Here is a 16,551-nt window from a genome sequence, read left to right as displayed (position 1 = left end):
CGGCGATGGCGGCCTCAAACACACCAAGGAATTGCCTGAAAAAACCTATAACAACAGCCTGAGGAGATCACCATGAACGCGGCCGTAGACGTTCTGCAATCCACCCATCAGCACATCAACCGCGACCGCCTGTGGCAGTCGCTCATGGACCTGGCCCGGCTTGGCGCCACGGTCAAGGGCGGCGTCTGTCGCCTGGCCCTGACCGACCTCGATCGCCAGGCCCGGGACATTTTCGTCAGGTGGTGCGAGGAGGCTGGGTGCACCGTCAGCATCGACGCCGTCGGCAACATCTTCGCCCGCCGCCCCGGCCGCAACCCGAACCTGCCACCGGTGATGACCGGCAGTCACATCGATACCCAGCCCACCGGCGGCAAGTTCGATGGCTGCTTTGGCGTACTGGCCGGGGTCGAAGTGCTGCGCACCCTCAATGATCTGGGCGTGGAAACCGAAGCGCCGCTGGAAGTGGTGGTCTGGACAAACGAAGAAGGCTCGCGTTTCGCCCCGTGCATGATGGGCTCTGGCGTGTTTGCGGAAAAATTCACCCTCGAAGAAACCCTCGCCAAGGTCGACGCCGAAGGCATTACCGTCGGTGAAGCGCTGAACGCCATCGGCTATGCCGGGCCACGAAAAGTCAGCGGTCACGCGGTCGGCGCGTATTTCGAAGCCCACATCGAACAAGGCCCGATCCTTGAGGACGAACACAAAACCATTGGGGTGGTGATGGGTGCCCTCGGGCAGAAATGGTTCGACCTGAAACTGCGCGGCGTCGAAGCCCACGCCGGCCCGACCCCGATGCACCTGCGCAAGGATGCACTGGTCGGCGCCGCCGTGATCGTCGGTGCGGTCAACCGTGCCGCCCTCGGCCATCAACCCCACGCGTGTGGCACCGTCGGTTGCCTGCAAGCCTATCCCGGCTCACGCAACGTCATCCCCGGTGAAGTGCGCATGACCCTCGACTTCCGTCATCTGGAACCGGCGAGGCTGGACTCGATGATCGCTGAAGTCCGCGAGGTGATCGAAACCACCTGCGAAGAACACGGCCTGACCTACGAGCTGACCCCCACCGCCGACTTCCCGCCGCTGTACTTCGACAAGGGCTGTGTCGAAGCCGTACGCGGTGCCGCGCAAGGTCTCGGCTTGTCGCACATGGACATCGTCAGCGGAGCAGGGCACGACGCAATCTTCCTCGCGGAACTCGGCCCGGCCGGGATGATCTTCGTCCCGTGCGAAGGCGGCATCAGCCACAACGAAATCGAAAACGCCGCGCCGGATGACCTGGCGGCCGGGTGTGCGGTGTTGTTGCGGGCGATGCTGGCGGCTTCGGCGGCGATTGCCGGGGGGCAGCTCGCGGCATAAACGTCAGAAATTCGCGTAAGCCCATGTAGGAGCGAAGCTTGCTCGCGAAGACGTCTGTTCAATCGACAGAGATAGTGACGTCGACGGCCCCTTCGCGAGCAAGCTTCGCTCCTACAGATTCGGATGTTTGCCGCACGATCCCCACCCCTCGCGGTCGTAATCTTCACAGAGCGCCACACGTTGGCGCGGCCGCCATTGTGGAGATCCAATGAGCCAGGACGTCCTGACCACCGAAACCAATCGCCGCCAGTTGCAGCAGATCATCGCCGGTTTGTCCGACGGGGTGATTCTGCTGGAGCTCGACCAGACCATTCTGTGGGCCAATGATGCTGCGCTGGCCATGCACGGCGTAAGCCAAATCAGCGAGTTGGGCGCGAACGCCACGGAATATGCCGGGCGTTTCGCGTTGCGCTATCGCAATAACCACCCGGTGGCGGCCGACAATTACCCGATCAACCGGGTTGCCCGGGGCGAGACCTTCAGCGATGTGTTGGTGGAGGTGACGCCGACCGCCGACGAGGAACGCACCTGGGTCCACAACGTGCGCAGCATGGTCCTGGCCGACAGTGCCGGGGCGCCGGAGTCGCTGGTGCTGATCATGGACGATGTCACCGAGTGGGCCAGCGCCGAGCAGCGCTTTGAAAGGACCTTCAACGCCAACCCGGCCCCGGCGGTGATCTGCCGCCTCAGCGATTTGCGCTACATCAAGGTCAATTCGGGTTTTCTGGAAATGACCGGGTATGCCCGCGATCAAGTCATCGGTGTTTCGACCTATGAGCTGGACATCCTTGAAGGCGCCGAGAAGAAAGACCTGGCGATCGAGCGTTTGCGCGAGCACACCACCATTCCCCAGATGCAGGCAGAGCTGAAGTTGTCCGACGGCAGCAGCAAACAGGTCATCGTCGCGGGTCAGCCGCTGGAACTGAACGACGAAGACTGCATGCTGTTTTCTTTCGTCGACATGGAGCCACGGCACAAGGCTGAAGTTGCCCTGCGCCAGAGCGAGGAACGTTTCGCCAAGGCCTTTCGATTGACCCCGGTGCCCACCCTCGTGTGCGGTGCTGGCGATCAGGTGGTGATCGACGTCAACGAAGCCTTTCTCGATACGCTCGCGTACCCCAGCGAAGACGTATTGGGCAAGACCCTCGCGGAGATCGATTTCATCCACGACCAAGGCGACCGCACTCGGCTGTTTGCGGCGCTGGAGAAAACCGGTCGCCTGGATCGCATCGATGTGCGTATCCGTAAAAAAGACGCTCAACTGATCGATTGCGCGATTTGCGCCGACACCGTGAACATTCAGGACAACCCTTGTTATCTGCTGGTGTTGATGGACATTACCGAGCGCAAACGCACCGAACTGGAGTTGGTGGCGGCCATCGAAGAAGTGATGAAAGACGCGTCCTGGTTCAGCCGCACGCTGATAGAAAAACTCGCCAATGTGAAGAGCGTCAATTCGCCGAAATTGCCCAGTGCGTCGTTTACCGACCTGACGGCCCGAGAGCGCGATGTGCTTGGCCTGATCTGCGAAGGCCTGGCCGACAAGGAAATCGCCGCGCGCCTGAAACTGGCGCCCAACACCGTGCGCAATCACGTATCGACCGTGTATTCCAAGCTGGATGTGCACAGTCGCAGCGAGGCGATTGTCTGGGCGCGCGAGCGGGGATTATTCTCCAGCGAACGCCGACCGAATGGACAGAGGTAAGGTGCAAATGCACTAGTTGAGGCAGTGCAAATGGATGTTTTGATCGGGCTCGGCGGTTCTTAGGCTGTAAGGGTGAGATACGAGTCTTCGCGTCCCCCTCGATACAGGAAAAGGAACCGTCACATGGTCACGTTCAGAGCGCACAGGTTTATGCGCCGTCGCCAAGGTGAATCGCAATGATTTCCCTGGTGCAATTACGTCTGCAACTGGAACGCAGTTTTTCGCCGCTGGCCTGTGAGTGCACGCTTACGGGGGATCATTCGTTGACGGTGAAACTCTATCACCCAGTGTCGGGGCAGGTAGATCTGGTGGTCAGCGGGTTGAGCTTAACAACACTCGGAACGCCGGAGGCTGTGCAGGCGCTGGTCGAAGAACTGCGTTATGAGCTTGAAAGCAATAATCTGGGCCGACCGAATGCGATCCTGTAGAGGATTATCAAAAGTGAAAGGGGTTATAGCATTTTGTTCTAGATGAACTGTCATGTTTGACAGTAGCTCTCTTGCCCGTTCTTTCTGATAGTGGGCCGTGTCTTTTAACACGGCGTTATCAGAGGGGTTTCATAATGGAAATCGAAACGAGCCGAAATTTTTCAGAGCCTGACTCGTGGGAGGGCTCAAAGATATTTATAGATGACATCGAACATCTGCCGGGTTCGACGATTGCGCTGAAGGCGCCTGAGTTACATGTTTTGAAGATCGTTTCGAACTTATTGGACGGTAAACAAATCAGGCTGGAGGTGGTCGACGTCGAACTGGCTAACATCGATATAGCTCCGAAGGGTTGGGTGACAGTGAGCGGTGGCGTTGCGGAGTTTACAATCACCCCACAATCTATTATCGGAAAAGCCACGTTGATATTGTTCGCGATGGACTTTACAGAGGTTTTGACGTTTCCATGTAATGTCACGCCGCCTCCTCATCCTTGGTATTCGGTTTCTTCAATTTTCCTGGAATCATCGTCTTGGAGCGGGCTCGTGCCGCACACAGGACTTATACCCGGTGTAAAGGCTGGCAGTAGTTTTAAAATTACGTTGATGCCGGTAGGGGATAGTTTGCTTGGCAAGCACGTGACGATGAAAACGTTGGATTCATGGCTTCCACCTGTTGTGACGCCGACGGAACCTCAGGTGATGGTAAAAGACGGTATTACCTGGCGTGTTGTCTTCACAACACCTGCGTTCGTAACGGCAAGGATTTTTTCCCCTGATGTTCCATCGTGGACCGGAATCACCTTCGTACCCTCTGGGTACAAAGTAGGAATATCTTCTTCTGAAGAGTAGGGCTGCGCAGTGATATCAAGCGGGGGGTGGAGCTACGATTGCATGGGCAGCATTCCAGGATTACTGCATGACGTGTCCACCCTAATGGTCGTAGGCATTTGCACTGGCAGATTGGGTAAGAAACATCGATGTTGGGTGGAATAAGCGGTCGAGTGGGCTATAAGCAATAAGTGGGTAAAACTCTGTGACCGGACCGTGAATAGGCGGAAATCCATTTGTTTCACAGATATCTGACAATCAGTTGCCACGGGCCAACCTATGAACAGTCTTGGGAAATGCACGTTTGCGCCTTTGTCGCTTGCCTTCTGCATAACGATACTCAGCGGTTGCGCCAGTCCACCGCCGCCACCTCCCGCCGCACCACCTCCGATACCTCAACGCACGTGTGACACGTCTGAAAAAACCGATGTGTTGGGTGACGCAAGAGCCGAAGGGCAGGTGACAAGGGATACCACGTTGACTCGGTGCGTGACTCAATAGCTCCCTATACCTGAGTTGTGCGTGAAAGTTATCCCGACTGAAAAGACGTAATTTAAATTCGGGTATGTACAAGCTTATCGGCGATGGCGTTTTGGAGAGCGCCATCGCCGGCAAACCGGGCTCCTGCAAAAGCAACTCACAGGCTTGACGGATTTCCTCAGGAAAGAAAACCGCCATCCACATTCAACGAAACCCCCGTCGTATAACTCGACGCATCACTCGCCAGATACAACACTGCCCCCGCCATCTCGCTCGGATCCGCCACGCGCTTGAGCGGGATCTGCGCCAACGCAGTCTTCAAAATCGCATCGTTCTTCACCAGTGCCGAGGCAAACTTGGTGTCGGTCAGGCCCGGCAGCAGGGCGTTGCAGCGAATCCCGAACTGCGCACATTCCTTGGCGAACACCTTGGTCATGTTGATAACCGCAGCCTTGGTCACCGAGTAGATGCCCTGGAAAATCCCCGGCGAGATGCCGTTGATCGATGCCACGTTGATGATGCTGCCACCACCGTTGTCGCGCATCAGTTTGCCCGCTTCCACGGACATGAAGAAGTAGCCGCGGATGTTGACGTCGACGGTTTTCTGGAAGGCGCTGAGGTCGGTGTCCAGCACGTTGCAGAACTGCGGGTTAGTCGCGGCGTTGTTGACCAGGATGTCCAGGCGGCCGAACTGTTCGCGGATGCCGGCGAAGACCTGGCTGATCTGTTCCATTTCACCGATGTGGCACGCAACGGCGGTGGCTTTGCCGCCCGCAGCGATAATGGCGTCGGCGACGTGCTGGCAGCCCTCGAGTTTGCGACTCGAGACGATGACGTGGGCGCCTTGCTGGGCCAGGAGCTTGGCGATGGCTTCACCGATACCGCGGCTGGCGCCGGAGACGAAAGCGATCTTGCCGTCGAGGTCGAACAACTGGGTCTTGGACATGGGAGTTCCTTGTTATAGGCCTGACATTTGTACCGTAGGAGCCAGCGATGCGGCGACCCGACTTGCCGGCGAAGAACGATTACGCGGTATTACAGATACACCGCAGTGTCCAATTCGCCGGCAAGTCGGGTCGCCGCATCGCTGGCTCCTACAAGTGGTGTGTTGTATCAGAGGCTGGATTTCTGGATGACCTGCAAACTCATCTGCTCCAGCAGTTTGTTCATGTGAATGAACTGCGCGAAGCGTTTGTCCTGGGTCTGACCATGGAAGAAGCGGTAGTAGATCTGCTGCACGATGCCGGCAAGACGAAACAGGCCGTAGGTGTAGTAGAAGTCGAAGTTGTCGATCTGGATGCCCGAACGCTGGGCGTAGTAATCGACGAATTCGCGGCGGGTCAGCATGCCCGGTGCGTGGCTCGGCTGGCGGCGCATCATTTGCACCGGGGCCGGGTCGCTAGCTTCGATCCAGTAGGCGAGGGTGTTGCCCAAATCCATCAGCGGATCGCCGAGGGTGGTGAGTTCCCAGTCGAGCACGCCGATGATCTGCATCGGGTTGTTCGGGTCGAGGATCACGTTATCGAAGCGGTAGTCGTTGTGCACGATGCTTGAGGTCGGGTGATCGGCCGGCATTTTGTCGTTGAGCCAGGCTTTGACCACGTCCCATTGCGGGGCGTCCGGGGTCAGGGCTTTTTCGTAGCGATCGCTCCAGCCTTTGATCTGCCGCGCCACATAACCTTCGGGTTTGCCGAGATCGCCGAGGCCATAGGCCTTGTAGTCGACCTGGTGCAGTTCAACGAACTTGTCGATGAAGCTCTTGCACAGGGCTTCGGTTTTCGCCGAATCCAGGCCCAGTTCCGGCGGCAGTTCGGAGCGCAGGATGATCCCGTTGACCCTTTCCATCACATAGAACTCGGCACCGATCACCGATTCGTCGGTGCAGTGCACGTAGGCTTTGGGGCAGTACGGAAAACCGTCGCGCAGTTGATTGAGGATGCGGAATTCGCGACCCATGTCATGGGCGGATTTGGCTTTGTGGCCAAACGGTGGCCGGCGCAGGACAAATTCCTGCTCGGGGTATTCCAGCAAATAGGTGAGGTTCGACGCACCGCCGGGAAACTGGCTGATCTGCGGCAAACCGCTGAGGCCCGGAATGTGTGCCTTGAGGTACGGATCGATCAGGCTGGCATCGAGTTCTTCGCCGGAGCGGATACGGGTGGACTGGTCAGTAAGCGCCATGCTTATCCCTTCTGCTTATTCTGGAGGCCTGAAACTATTGGCTAATCTAATGCGCGCACCCGGCACCGACAACCACGATCAGCCCTTATAGGTGAGCGTGTTGCCGGGCAATCATTGCTTTTGATACACCTGTTTGAATGTTGTCACAGCGCTGCCTGATTCGCATTGGTCGGCAGGGCGACGGGGGTGAGCACCGGTTCGCCGGAAAAGAACGCCATCAGGTTGCGCCCGACCAGTTCGACCGTGCCCTGGGTCGCTTCCGGAGACAGTCCCGCGACGTGCGGTGTGAGGATGACGTTGCTCAAGGCTTTCAAGGCCTCCGGCACCTGAGGTTCGTGGTCGAAGACATCCAGTGCCGCGCCGGCAATGCGTCGCTGTTCCAGTGCGCCGATCAAATCGGCGGTGACCACAACACTGGCCCGAGCGATGTTGACGAGAAAACCGTTGGGACCCAAAGCGTCCAGCACCGGGCGATTGATCAGGTTTTTGGTGCCGATTCCGCCGGGCGTGGCCACCACCAGGAAATCCGAGACGCGGGCCAGTTCGGTAGGCGTCGAACAGAAGCTGTAGGGCACATCGCTGCGATGCTGGCGGTTATGGTAGCTGACCGTCATGTCGAAACCGTTGGCCGCGCGCCTGGAGATGGCCATGCCGACGGCACCGAGGCCGAGGATGCCAAGGCGTTTGCCGGCGAGGGAAGGGCGCATGATCTTCGGCCACTCGCCCCGTCTTACGGCGGCGTCGCAGCGCGGGATATCACGCACCAGCGAGAGCAGCATCGCCATCGCATGGTCGGCGACCGAAGAAGCGTTGACGCCGGCGCCGTTGGTGACGGTCAGGCCCCGGTCGGCGGCGGCTTGCAGGTCGACGTGTTCGTAGCCGGCACCGATCACGCAAATGATCTTCAGCGTCGGCAGCGCAGTTATTTCGTCAGCGTACAAACCTAACGGGCCGCGGGTCAGGACCGCATCGATCCGGGCGCCGTGGGTGGCAATGGCCTCGGCGCGCTCGGCGGGGGTCGGTGCCAGAATCAGGTGAAACCCCTGATGCTCCAGAATCGGCAAGTAATCATTGATTGTTTCAACCAGTACCAGAACGGTTGCGGGCATGCTGGGCTCCTGTGACTTGAAAATCCCTAGAGATTGCTGGCTTCAAAGTGCATTGGCAACGACCAACGTCGCAGCACTACCAGATGATCATAGCGGAACAGGAGGGAGAGGTTATGGCACTGTCAGAAAGCTGCGCGCCGCGTCCAGAATTTCATCGGACAACGGTTCGCCACGGGTAGCGCGGGCCAGCGTCAGGGCGCCGACCATCAAGGAGAACTGCACCAGCGCCTGCTGTCGATCGCGGGCGTCATCGCCGGTGTCCATCAGGGGCGCGAGCGTGCCGAGCAACGAGTCGAGACCTTCCATGAACGTTTGGCGCAAGCCGCTTTCGGCGCTTTCGTGGCACATGTCACCGGCAAACGCCACCACCGGGCAGCTGTCACCCGGATTATCGCGGCTGGCTGGAGACAGGTAGGGTTTGATCAAGGCCTGACGGGCGGCGTTCTTGTCTTCATGGGCCGCGATCCAGTCTTTCCAGCGGTCTGCCGATTGCTGGAATGCGCGGCTACTGGCCTCCTGGGCCAAGGCGTCCTTGGACTCGAAATGCCCATAGAAGCCGCCATGGGTCAGGCCCGCTGCCGCCATGACGTCGATGACGCTGATGCCATGCACGCCCCGTTCGCGAAACAGCCGCGTGGCCGCCTCGACGATAATCTCGCGGTTGAGTTCAGCTTGTTTGCGGGAAACACGGGGCATTGGCGGCTCACAAAGATAAAGGATGGCGATCAGAGGGCGTACTGGGCAATTCCGTTGCCGAACGACCAGTTCTCTTTTTTCACTTCGACCAGATTAATGAAAACGTCCTCGAGGCGCACCGCCAGTTCAGCGTTAAGGCTCTCGGCGATGGTTTTATAGAGCAGTTTCTTCTGGTCGACGGTGCGGCCTTCGCTCAGGGTGATCTGAATCACCACCAGCTTGTCGCTGCGGTTGATCCCCAGGTATTGCGGGTCAAAGATGAAGTGCTGCTCGTCGTGTTCGGCGAGGATCTGGAAGTTATCGTTTTCCGGCACGCCGATGGCGCTGTGCATGGCGGCGTAGATCAACTGCCCGATGCGTTTGGCGTGGGTGGGGTCCTGATGCTTTTTGATGTCGACGCGAACCAGTGGCATGGAAGGTCTCCGGAAGGGATGCAGGTTTACTTAAAATACATGATGACAAACCTTTATCAAGTCGAAGCTGGCTTTGGCGATGAAGCGTTTGTGCGTGATTGAGGCTCACCCGAAATTGTAGGAGCCGGGTTGCTGGCGAAAGATTTTGGATATTGCGGTGTTCTTCCGACCGCCATCGTTGGCAAGCCAGCTCCTACAGGGTTGTGTTCGCTCCAGATTTGCTGATCCGCACAACCATTCCTCAGCTAAGTCTTTGCTTCTGTTCATTAATCCCGGAGAATCGCGCCCCTGTTTCGGCCAGGGCGCTGCCTGTCGGATTTTTCCGACTCGTCCTGACCGGGTAGCAACTGACCGGAATGTGGAGATCCCACCGGATGAATGATCAGGCCAATAGCGTCAACGAACGCTATGTAGCGGCGAACCCTGTCAGCCTTGAGGGCTGGAATCGTCATGACACCACCTGGATGCTCGGCCTGTTTGGCACGGCCATCGGGGCCGGTACCCTGTTTTTGCCGATCAACGCGGGTCTGGGCGGTTTCTGGCCGTTGCTGGTCCTGGCGCTGCTGGCGTTCCCCATGACGTTTTACGCGCACCGTGGCCTGACCCGCTTCGTGTTGTCCGGTCGCGAAGGCGCGGACATCACTGAAGTGGTGGAAGAGCATTTCGGCATCAAGGCCGGTGCGCTGATCACCTTGCTGTACTTCTTCGCGATCTTCCCGATCCTGCTGATCTACAGCGTGGCCCTGACCAACACGGTGGGCAGTTTCCTTGAGCATCAACTGCACATCATGCCGCCACCGCGCGCCGTGCTGTCGTTTGTGCTGATCCTCGGCCTGCTGGCGGTGGTGCGTTGCGGCGAGCAGGTGATCGTCAAGGCGATGAGCCTGATGGTGTATCCGTTCATCGTGGCGTTGCTGTTCCTGGCGGTGTTCCTGATTCCGCACTGGAACGGCGGCATCCTCACCACGGCATCGACGCTGCCTGAGCCGTCGGCGCTGTTGCACACCTTGTGGCTGGCGATTCCGGTAATGGTGTTTTCGTTCAACCACTCGCCGATCATCTCGGCGTTCGCGGTGGACCAGAAGCGTCGCTACGGCGAGCATGCCGAAGAGCGCAGCTCGCAGATCCTGTCTCGCGCCCATGTGTTGATGGTGGTGATGGTGCTGTTCTTCGTGTTCAGCTGCGTGCTGACCCTGTCGCCGGCGCAACTGGCAGAAGCGAAGGCGCAGAATCTGTCGATCCTGTCGTACCTGGCCAACCACTTCAGCAACCCGACCATCGAGTTTGCGGCGCCGTTGATTGCGTTTGTGGCGATTTCCAAGTCGTTCCTCGGGCATTACATCGGTGCGAGTGAAGGTCTGAAAGGCCTGATCGTGAAGAGCGGCAAGCGTCCGGCACCGAAGACGCTGGACCGTATGACCGCGGCGTTCATGCTGGTGGTGTGCTGGATTGTGGCGACGCTGAATCCGAGCATTCTGAGGATGATCGAGACCCTCGGTGGCCCGATCATTGCGGCGATTCTGTTCCTGATGCCGATGTATGCGATCCGCAAGGTGCCGGCGATGGCACGTTTCCGTGGTCAAGCGTCCAATGTGTTTGTGACGGCGGTTGGTTTGGTGGCTATTTCGGCGTTGATTTATTCGCTGAGTGCTTGATTGCTGCTGTTTGCTTGATTGGCTGAGATTACGGCTGATCCGCTTTGCGGGTTGGCCGTTTTTTTTGTGCGTTGGGTTTTTGAGGGGGTACATATCCGTTGCTGCGGTAACGGCTGCTAATGGTTTCGCTTTTACAGCGAGTCACTTGGAAGAGCGCCAAGTAACCAAGCGCTTTTGCCCCTTTCGTTCGGTGCCTCGCCATGGCTCGCCATACCCTCGCTCCGGTCCTGCTCAGTGGGCCCGCCGCCATCGGCCATCCATGGCCGGGGGCGGCTAACCCGGCATCCATGCCGGGTTGCCCACTGCGCAGAACCTGCGCTCGGCCTCTCGAGGGGGCGCTCAGATCAAAAGCGGAAGGCGAGCTAACGCTCGGCCTGATGAGTGGTGAAAATCAAAAGCGCACGCTGACCCCTGTAGGAGCCGGCTTGCCGGCGAAAAACGCCTGGGCGACGCGTTCATTCAGACAGTACGCGTTATCGTTGGCGTCCATCGCCAGCAAGCTGGCTCCTACAAGGGAAATGCATGTGTGTTTGGATAAATACGATCAACTGTAGGAGCCGGCTTGCTGGCGATGGCGGTGAGTCAGTCAACGTATGTATTGGCTGGACGGACGCCATCGCCAGCAAGCCGGCTCCTACAGGGGAGCGGTGCACATGTCCGGAATGAGTGAACGCAGCAGAGAAGGACAACGCGTACACAAAATGAGCCAGGTCGGCTTTCAGGCCGCCTCGGCGGCTGTGGCGGTAGTCGCCCCCTCGAGAGGCCGAGTGGAGGTTCTGCGCAGTGGGCAACCCGGCATGGATGCCGGGTTAGCCGCCCCCGGCCATGGATGGCCGATGGCGGCGGGCCCACGGAGCAGGACCGGAGCGAGGGCATGCCGAGCCACAGCGAGGCACCGAACGAAAGGGGCAAAAGCGCTTGGTTACTTGGCGCTTCTCCAAGTGACTCGCCGTAAGGGCGAAACCAATAGCCGCCGCAACTAAAAAACGGATATGCACACCATCAAAAAAACGCCTCTCACACAGCTCTTATGCCGCAGCACCTGATCCAGAACACCTGTCCCCAGGGATAAACAGCTAAGCTGCGGCTGCATCGGCGCGCCGTAAAGCGCCGTCTCTGGAGACGCAACATGGCTCGTGCCCCCGGCGCATCGGCGCAACCCCGTGCCGATACACCTGACCGTTGGCTGGACGTACTGGCCGGCCTGTCGATTGCCGGTTTGTTGCTGCCCGAGGCAGTCGCCTATTCCAGCATTGCCGCGTTGCCACCACAGGCCGGGGTGATTGCCTTGTTTGCCGGGCTGCTGTGTTACGGACTGTTCGGCACCAGCCGGTTTGCCATCGTGTCCGCGACCTCGTCGTCAGCGGCCGTTCTGGCTGCCGCCACCGCCACGCTGGCCAATGGCGATTCGGCCTTGCGCATGAGTCTGGCGATCGGTCTGGTGCTGGTGACCGGAGGTTTCTTCCTGTTGGCCGGGTTATTCAAGCTCGGCAGCGTCACCTCATTCATCGCCAAACCGGTGCTGCGCGGCTTTGCAGTGGGGCTGGCCGTGACCATCATCCTCAAGCAAGTGGCGAGCATCGTCGACGTCCACTTGAGCACCGGCAACTTGATCCGTTTCCTGCCGCAACTGCTGGAACAGTGGCCGCAGTGGAATAAAGTCGGGGCATTGGTCGGGGCGGTGGCGTTGCTGGTGTTGTGGCTGTGCGCACGGGTCAGGCGTTTGCCTGGCGGTTTGCTGGTGGTGGCGCTCGGCATCGCGGCGGGCCAATGGCTGAACCTGCCGGCTTACGGGGTCAAGCTGATTGGCGTCATCGATCTGAGTCTCGAAGTACCGCAGCTCCCAGTGTTGCCGTTCACTGACTGGTTGCGCTTGGGTGAGCTGGCGTTCGCCATGGTGATGATCCTGTACGCAGAGTCTTACGGCTCAATCAGCTCGTTTGCGCTCAAACACGGCGACCGGGTGTCTTCCAACCGCGATCTGCTGGCCCTCGGTGCGGCCAATCTTTTATCGGGACTGTTTCATGGTATGCCCGCAGGCGCCGGTTACTCGGCGACGTCGGCCAATGAAGCGGCGGGGGCCGGTTCGCGTCTGGCCGGGACTGTGGCGGCGGGGGTGGTGCTGCTCATCGTCCTGACGGTGTTGCCGTGGATCGCCCTGACTCCCGAGCCGGTGCTGGCCGCCATCGTCATTCATGCCTTGGCCCGTGGCTTGAGCCTTCAACCGTTGGGTCGGTATTTCATCTGGCGTCGCGACCGCCTGCTGGTGATTTGCGCGGTGGCGGCGGTGCTGGTGTTGGGCGTGCTGGACGGCTTGCTGCTGGCAGTGGCGATCAGCGTGGTGCTGATGCTCAAGCAGATGTCGTCGGCGGACATCCAGGTGTTGGGGCAAATGGCCGGAGGTCACGATTTTATTGACCTGCAACGACATCCCGACGCGAAGGAAATCCCCGGTGTGCTGATCGTGCGGCCCAGCGAGGCGCTGTTTTTCGCCAATGTGGAGCGCATTCTCGGTGGTGCTTTGCGCCTGGCGCGGCACGCACAGCCGCCGGTGCATACGGTTATCCTCAGTCTCGAAGAGTCGCCCGATCTGGACGGCACCAGCATCGAAGCACTGGAAGCGTTCTTTTTGCAGGTGCGCGCCGAGGACAAGCTGCTGATCCTGGCGCGGCTCAAGCACCAGGCAAAAGCGGTGCTGTCGAAGTTGCCGGCGCAGGAACTAGAGCAGGTGATTCTCAGCGGCTTGAGTGTCGATGTTGCCGTCCAGCAAGCCCTCAAACCAACCACATAACCCCCTGTGGGAGCGGGCTTGCTCGCGAATGCGATGTGTCAGCAGACAAATATGTTCAATGACACACCGCATTCGCGAGCAAGCCCGCTCCCACATGGAGGATGGTGCAAACCTTTCGGGCATAAAAAAAACGCCGCTCATCTCACGATGGGCGGCGTTTTTTACAGCGTTGTAACGTTAGGCTTGAACGACCGGGATATTGGCGTTCGCAGCAACTTCACGGAACTCGGCGATCTGGTCGAAGGACAGGTAGCGGTAAACATCAGCCGCCATGCTGTCGATCTTGCCAGCGTATTCCATGTATTCCTCGACGGTCGGCAGGCGACCCAGGATGGACGCAACGGACGCCAGCTCAGCCGAAGCCAGGTAGACGTTCGCGCCGTCACCCAGACGGTTCGGGAAGTTACGGGTCGAAGTCGACACAACAGTCGAGTTCGGCTCTACACGTGCCTGGTTACCCATGCACAGCGAGCAGCCTGGCATTTCCATGCGTGCGCCAGCCTTGCCGTAGATGCCGTAGTAGCCTTCTTCGGTCAGTTGGTGAGCGTCCATCTTGGTCGGCGGCGACAGCCACAGACGGGTTGGCAGCTGACCCTTGACCTGATCCAGCAGTTTACCGGCAGCGCGGAAGTGACCGATGTTGGTCATGCACGAACCGATGAACACTTCGTCGATCTTCTCGCCAGCAACGCTGGACAGCAGACGGGCGTCGTCCGGATCGTTCGGCGCGCAGAGCACAGGCTCTTTGATGTCGGCCAGGTCGATTTCGATGACTTCAGCGTATTCGGCGTCAGCATCGGCAACCATCAACTCTGGGTTGGCAACCCAGGCTTCCATCGCTTGAGCGCGACGTTCCAGGGTACGTGCATCGCCGTAGCCTTCGCCGATCATCCAGCGCAGCAGGGTGATGTTGGAGTTCAGGTACTCGGTGATCGACTCTTTCGACAGCTTGATGGTGCAACCGGCAGCCGAACGTTCAGCCGAGGCGTCGGACAGCTCGAAAGCCTGTTCGATGCTCAGGTTGTCCAGGCCTTCGATTTCCAGGATGCGGCCGGAGAAGGCGTTCTTCTTGCCTTTCTTCTCGACGGTCAGCAGGCCAGCCTGAATCGCGAAGTAAGGAATGGCGTGAACCAGGTCACGCAGGGTGACGCCCGGTTGCATTTTGCCTTTGAAGCGCACCAGGATCGATTCCGGCATGTCCAGTGGCATAACGCCAGTGGCGGCGGCGAACGCTACCAGGCCGGAACCGGCCGGGAACGAAATGCCCATCGGGAAACGGGTGTGCGAGTCACCACCGGTACCGACGGTGTCCGGCAGCAGCATGCGGTTCAGCCAGCTGTGGATGATGCCGTCGCCCGGACGCAGGGAAACGCCGCCGCGGGTCATGATGAAGTCTGGCAGGGTGTGGTGGGTGGTCACGTCGATTGGCTTAGGGTAAGCCGCGGTATGGCAGAAGGACTGCATTACCAGATCGGTCGAGAAGCCCAGGCACGCCAGGTCTTTCAGTTCGTCACGGGTCATCGGACCGGTGGTGTCCTGAGAGCCGACGGTGGTCATTTTCGGTTCGCAGTAGGTGCCAGGACGAACGCCTTTGCCTTCTGGCAGACCGCAAGCCTTGCCGACCATTTTCTGTGCCAGGGTGTAGCCCTTGCCGGTGTCGACAGGTGCTTCAGGCAGTTTGAACAGATCGGTAGGGCCCAGGCCCAGTTCGGCACGGGCCTTGTCGGTCAGACCGCGACCGATGATCAGCGGAATACGACCGCCGGCACGAACTTCGTCCAACAGAACCGGAGTCTTCATTTCGAAGGTGGTCAGGACTTCGTCGGTGCCGTGTTTGCAGACTTTGCCAGCATGCGGGTACAGGTCGATCACGTCGCCCATGTTCATGTTGGTAACGTCGAATTCGATCGGCAGTGCGCCGGCATCTTCCATGGTGTTGTAGAAAATCGGAGCGATCTTGCTGCCGAAGCAGAAGCCGCCAGCACGCTTGTTCGGCACGTAAGGAACGTCGTCGCCGAAGAACCACAGCACCGAGTTGGTGGCGGATTTACGCGAAGAACCGGTACCGACCACGTCACCGACGTAGGCGATAGGGAAGCCTTGACCGCGCATTTCTTCGATCTGCTTCATCGGGCCGGTGACACCCTGGGCGTCAGGCACGATGCCTTCGCGGGCCATTTTCAGCATGGCGAGGGCGTGCAGCGGGATGTCCGGGCGGGACCAGGCGTCCGGAGCAGGGGACAGGTCGTCGGTGTTGGTTTCGCCGGTGACCTTGAACACGCGCAGGCTGATCTTGTCAGCCAGGACAGGGCGGTTGCGGAACCACTCGCCGTCAGCCCAGGACTGGATCACGCCTTTGGCGTGTTCGTTGCCGTTGCGGGCTTTTTCCGCGACGTCGTGGAACGCATCGAACATCAGCAGGGTGTGCTTGAGCTGAGCGGCAGCGACAGGGGCCAGTTCGGCGTTGTCGAGCAGGTCAACCAGGGTCACGATGTTGTAGCCGCCCTGCATGGTGCCGAGCAGTTCTACAGCGCGTTTCTTGTCGATCAGAGGGGAAGTGGCTTCGCCTTTGGCCAGGGCAGACAGGAAACCTGCCTTTACATAGGCCGCTTCGTCCACGCCAGGCGGAATGCGATTGGTGATCAGGTCAACGAGGAAAGCTTCTTCGCCAGCCGGGGGATTCTTCAGCAGCTCAACCAGGCCTGCAGTTTGTTCGGCGTTAAGCGGCTGGGGAACGATACCCAGTGCTGCACGCTCTTCGATATGTTTGCGGTAGGCTTCAAGCACAGTTATTACCCTCATCAGTGGTCCCAAATGGGTGTCCGGGACGCTCATCCCGAAATTGCCGTACTCATGCGCTGCGTGGCGTTGTGGGCCACTTAGCCAGAATTACCGACAATTCCTTAC

At 59.2% G+C, this 16,551-nt stretch carries 12 protein-coding genes; 6 read left to right on the top strand and 6 right to left on the bottom strand.

The features are described 5' to 3' along the window. The first annotated feature begins 72 nt into the window (after nt 1–72). The 4 genes from ACYZUC_RS06275 to ACYZUC_RS06260 all read left to right on the top strand — a co-directional run bounded on the left by ACYZUC_RS06275 (nt 73) and on the right by ACYZUC_RS06260 (nt 4,340). Nucleotides 73–1,356: a Zn-dependent hydrolase gene (locus ACYZUC_RS06275; protein WP_008036779.1), complete on the top strand. Its 1,284-nt coding sequence runs from the start codon at nt 73–75 to the stop codon at nt 1,354–1,356. 208 nt (nt 1,357–1,564) lie between these two features. Further along, the gene (locus ACYZUC_RS06270; RefSeq protein WP_461994386.1) at nt 1,565–3,061 is read left to right on the top strand and encodes a helix-turn-helix transcriptional regulator; all 1,497 of its coding nucleotides are present in this window, start codon (nt 1,565–1,567) and stop codon (nt 3,059–3,061) included. 176 nt (nt 3,062–3,237) lie between these two features. Further along, nucleotides 3,238–3,489 carry a DUF1652 domain-containing protein gene (locus tag ACYZUC_RS06265; protein ID WP_461994384.1) on the top strand — a complete coding sequence of 84 codons (252 nt, stop codon included), beginning with the start codon at nt 3,238–3,240 and terminating at the stop codon, nt 3,487–3,489. Nucleotides 3,490–3,623: 134 nt separating this feature from the next. After that, the gene (locus ACYZUC_RS06260) at nt 3,624–4,340 is read left to right on the top strand and encodes a hypothetical protein (RefSeq protein WP_461994382.1); all 717 of its coding nucleotides are present in this window, start codon (nt 3,624–3,626) and stop codon (nt 4,338–4,340) included. 637 nt (nt 4,341–4,977) lie between these two features. Here the strand turns inward: ACYZUC_RS06260 and ACYZUC_RS06255 are convergent. The 5 genes from ACYZUC_RS06255 to ACYZUC_RS06235 all read right to left on the bottom strand — a co-directional run bounded on the left by ACYZUC_RS06255 (nt 4,978) and on the right by ACYZUC_RS06235 (nt 9,198). Then, the gene (locus ACYZUC_RS06255; protein ID WP_008036792.1) at nt 4,978–5,745 is read right to left on the bottom strand and encodes an SDR family oxidoreductase; all 768 of its coding nucleotides are present in this window, start codon (nt 5,743–5,745) and stop codon (nt 4,978–4,980) included. 167 nt (nt 5,746–5,912) lie between these two features. After that, on the bottom strand, nt 5,913–6,980 hold the full coding sequence (locus tag ACYZUC_RS06250; protein WP_461994380.1) for a phosphotransferase family protein: 1,068 nt from the start codon (nt 6,978–6,980) through the stop codon (nt 5,913–5,915). 143 nt (nt 6,981–7,123) lie between these two features. Further along, the gene (locus ACYZUC_RS06245) at nt 7,124–8,089 is read right to left on the bottom strand and encodes a 2-hydroxyacid dehydrogenase (RefSeq protein WP_461994378.1); all 966 of its coding nucleotides are present in this window, start codon (nt 8,087–8,089) and stop codon (nt 7,124–7,126) included. Between the two features lie 111 nt (nt 8,090–8,200). Beyond that, nucleotides 8,201–8,785: a TetR/AcrR family transcriptional regulator gene (locus ACYZUC_RS06240; RefSeq protein ID WP_461994377.1), complete on the bottom strand. Its 585-nt coding sequence runs from the start codon at nt 8,783–8,785 to the stop codon at nt 8,201–8,203. A 29-nt stretch (nt 8,786–8,814) separates the two neighbouring features. Beyond that, entirely contained in the window at nt 8,815–9,198 is a 384-nt protein-coding gene (locus ACYZUC_RS06235; RefSeq protein WP_461994375.1) for a tautomerase family protein, read from the bottom strand. Nucleotides 9,199–9,572: 374 nt separating this feature from the next. Between ACYZUC_RS06235 and ACYZUC_RS06230 the strand changes: the two genes are divergently transcribed. Both ACYZUC_RS06230 and ACYZUC_RS06225 read left to right on the top strand, forming a co-directional pair. Continuing rightward, entirely contained in the window at nt 9,573–10,853 is a 1,281-nt protein-coding gene (locus ACYZUC_RS06230; RefSeq protein WP_223414476.1) for a serine/threonine transporter, read from the top strand. 1,129 nt (nt 10,854–11,982) lie between these two features. Beyond that, a complete protein-coding gene (locus ACYZUC_RS06225) occupies nt 11,983–13,644 on the top strand; it encodes a SulP family inorganic anion transporter (protein ID WP_461994373.1) in 1,662 nt (553 codons plus the stop codon). Between the two features lie 177 nt (nt 13,645–13,821). Here the strand turns inward: ACYZUC_RS06225 and acnB are convergent, their stop codons facing one another. Further along, complete coding sequence (gene acnB, locus ACYZUC_RS06220; protein WP_461996825.1) at nt 13,822–16,431, bottom strand: bifunctional aconitate hydratase 2/2-methylisocitrate dehydratase; 2,610 nt, start codon at nt 16,429–16,431, stop codon at nt 13,822–13,824. Nucleotides 16,432–16,551: the final 120 nt, after the last annotated feature.

The organism is Pseudomonas sp. GT1P32 (assembly GCF_054897805.1).
The sequence above is the reverse complement of the archived record's forward strand: the minus strand, read 5'-3'. Positions and strand labels throughout refer to the sequence as shown.

Excerpts from the sequence above, each read along its gene's own strand:
- ACYZUC_RS06275 (WP_008036779.1), top strand. The coding sequence starts at position 73 with ATGAACGCGGCCGTAGACGTTCTGCAATCCACCCATCAGCACATCAAC.
- ACYZUC_RS06270 (WP_461994386.1), top strand. The coding sequence starts at position 1,565 with ATGAGCCAGGACGTCCTGACCACCGAAACCAATCGCCGCCAGTTGCAG.
- ACYZUC_RS06265 (WP_461994384.1), top strand. The coding sequence starts at position 3,238 with ATGATTTCCCTGGTGCAATTACGTCTGCAACTGGAACGCAGTTTTTCG.
- ACYZUC_RS06260 (WP_461994382.1), top strand. The coding sequence starts at position 3,624 with ATGGAAATCGAAACGAGCCGAAATTTTTCAGAGCCTGACTCGTGGGAG.
- ACYZUC_RS06255 (WP_008036792.1), bottom strand. The coding sequence starts at position 5,745 with ATGTCCAAGACCCAGTTGTTCGACCTCGACGGCAAGATCGCTTTCGTC.
- ACYZUC_RS06250 (WP_461994380.1), bottom strand. The coding sequence starts at position 6,980 with ATGGCGCTTACTGACCAGTCCACCCGTATCCGCTCCGGCGAAGAACTC.
- ACYZUC_RS06245 (WP_461994378.1), bottom strand. The coding sequence starts at position 8,089 with ATGCCCGCAACCGTTCTGGTACTGGTTGAAACAATCAATGATTACTTG.
- ACYZUC_RS06240 (WP_461994377.1), bottom strand. The coding sequence starts at position 8,785 with ATGCCCCGTGTTTCCCGCAAACAAGCTGAACTCAACCGCGAGATTATC.
- ACYZUC_RS06235 (WP_461994375.1), bottom strand. The coding sequence starts at position 9,198 with ATGCCACTGGTTCGCGTCGACATCAAAAAGCATCAGGACCCCACCCAC.
- ACYZUC_RS06230 (WP_223414476.1), top strand. The coding sequence starts at position 9,573 with ATGAATGATCAGGCCAATAGCGTCAACGAACGCTATGTAGCGGCGAAC.
- ACYZUC_RS06225 (WP_461994373.1), top strand. The coding sequence starts at position 11,983 with ATGGCTCGTGCCCCCGGCGCATCGGCGCAACCCCGTGCCGATACACCT.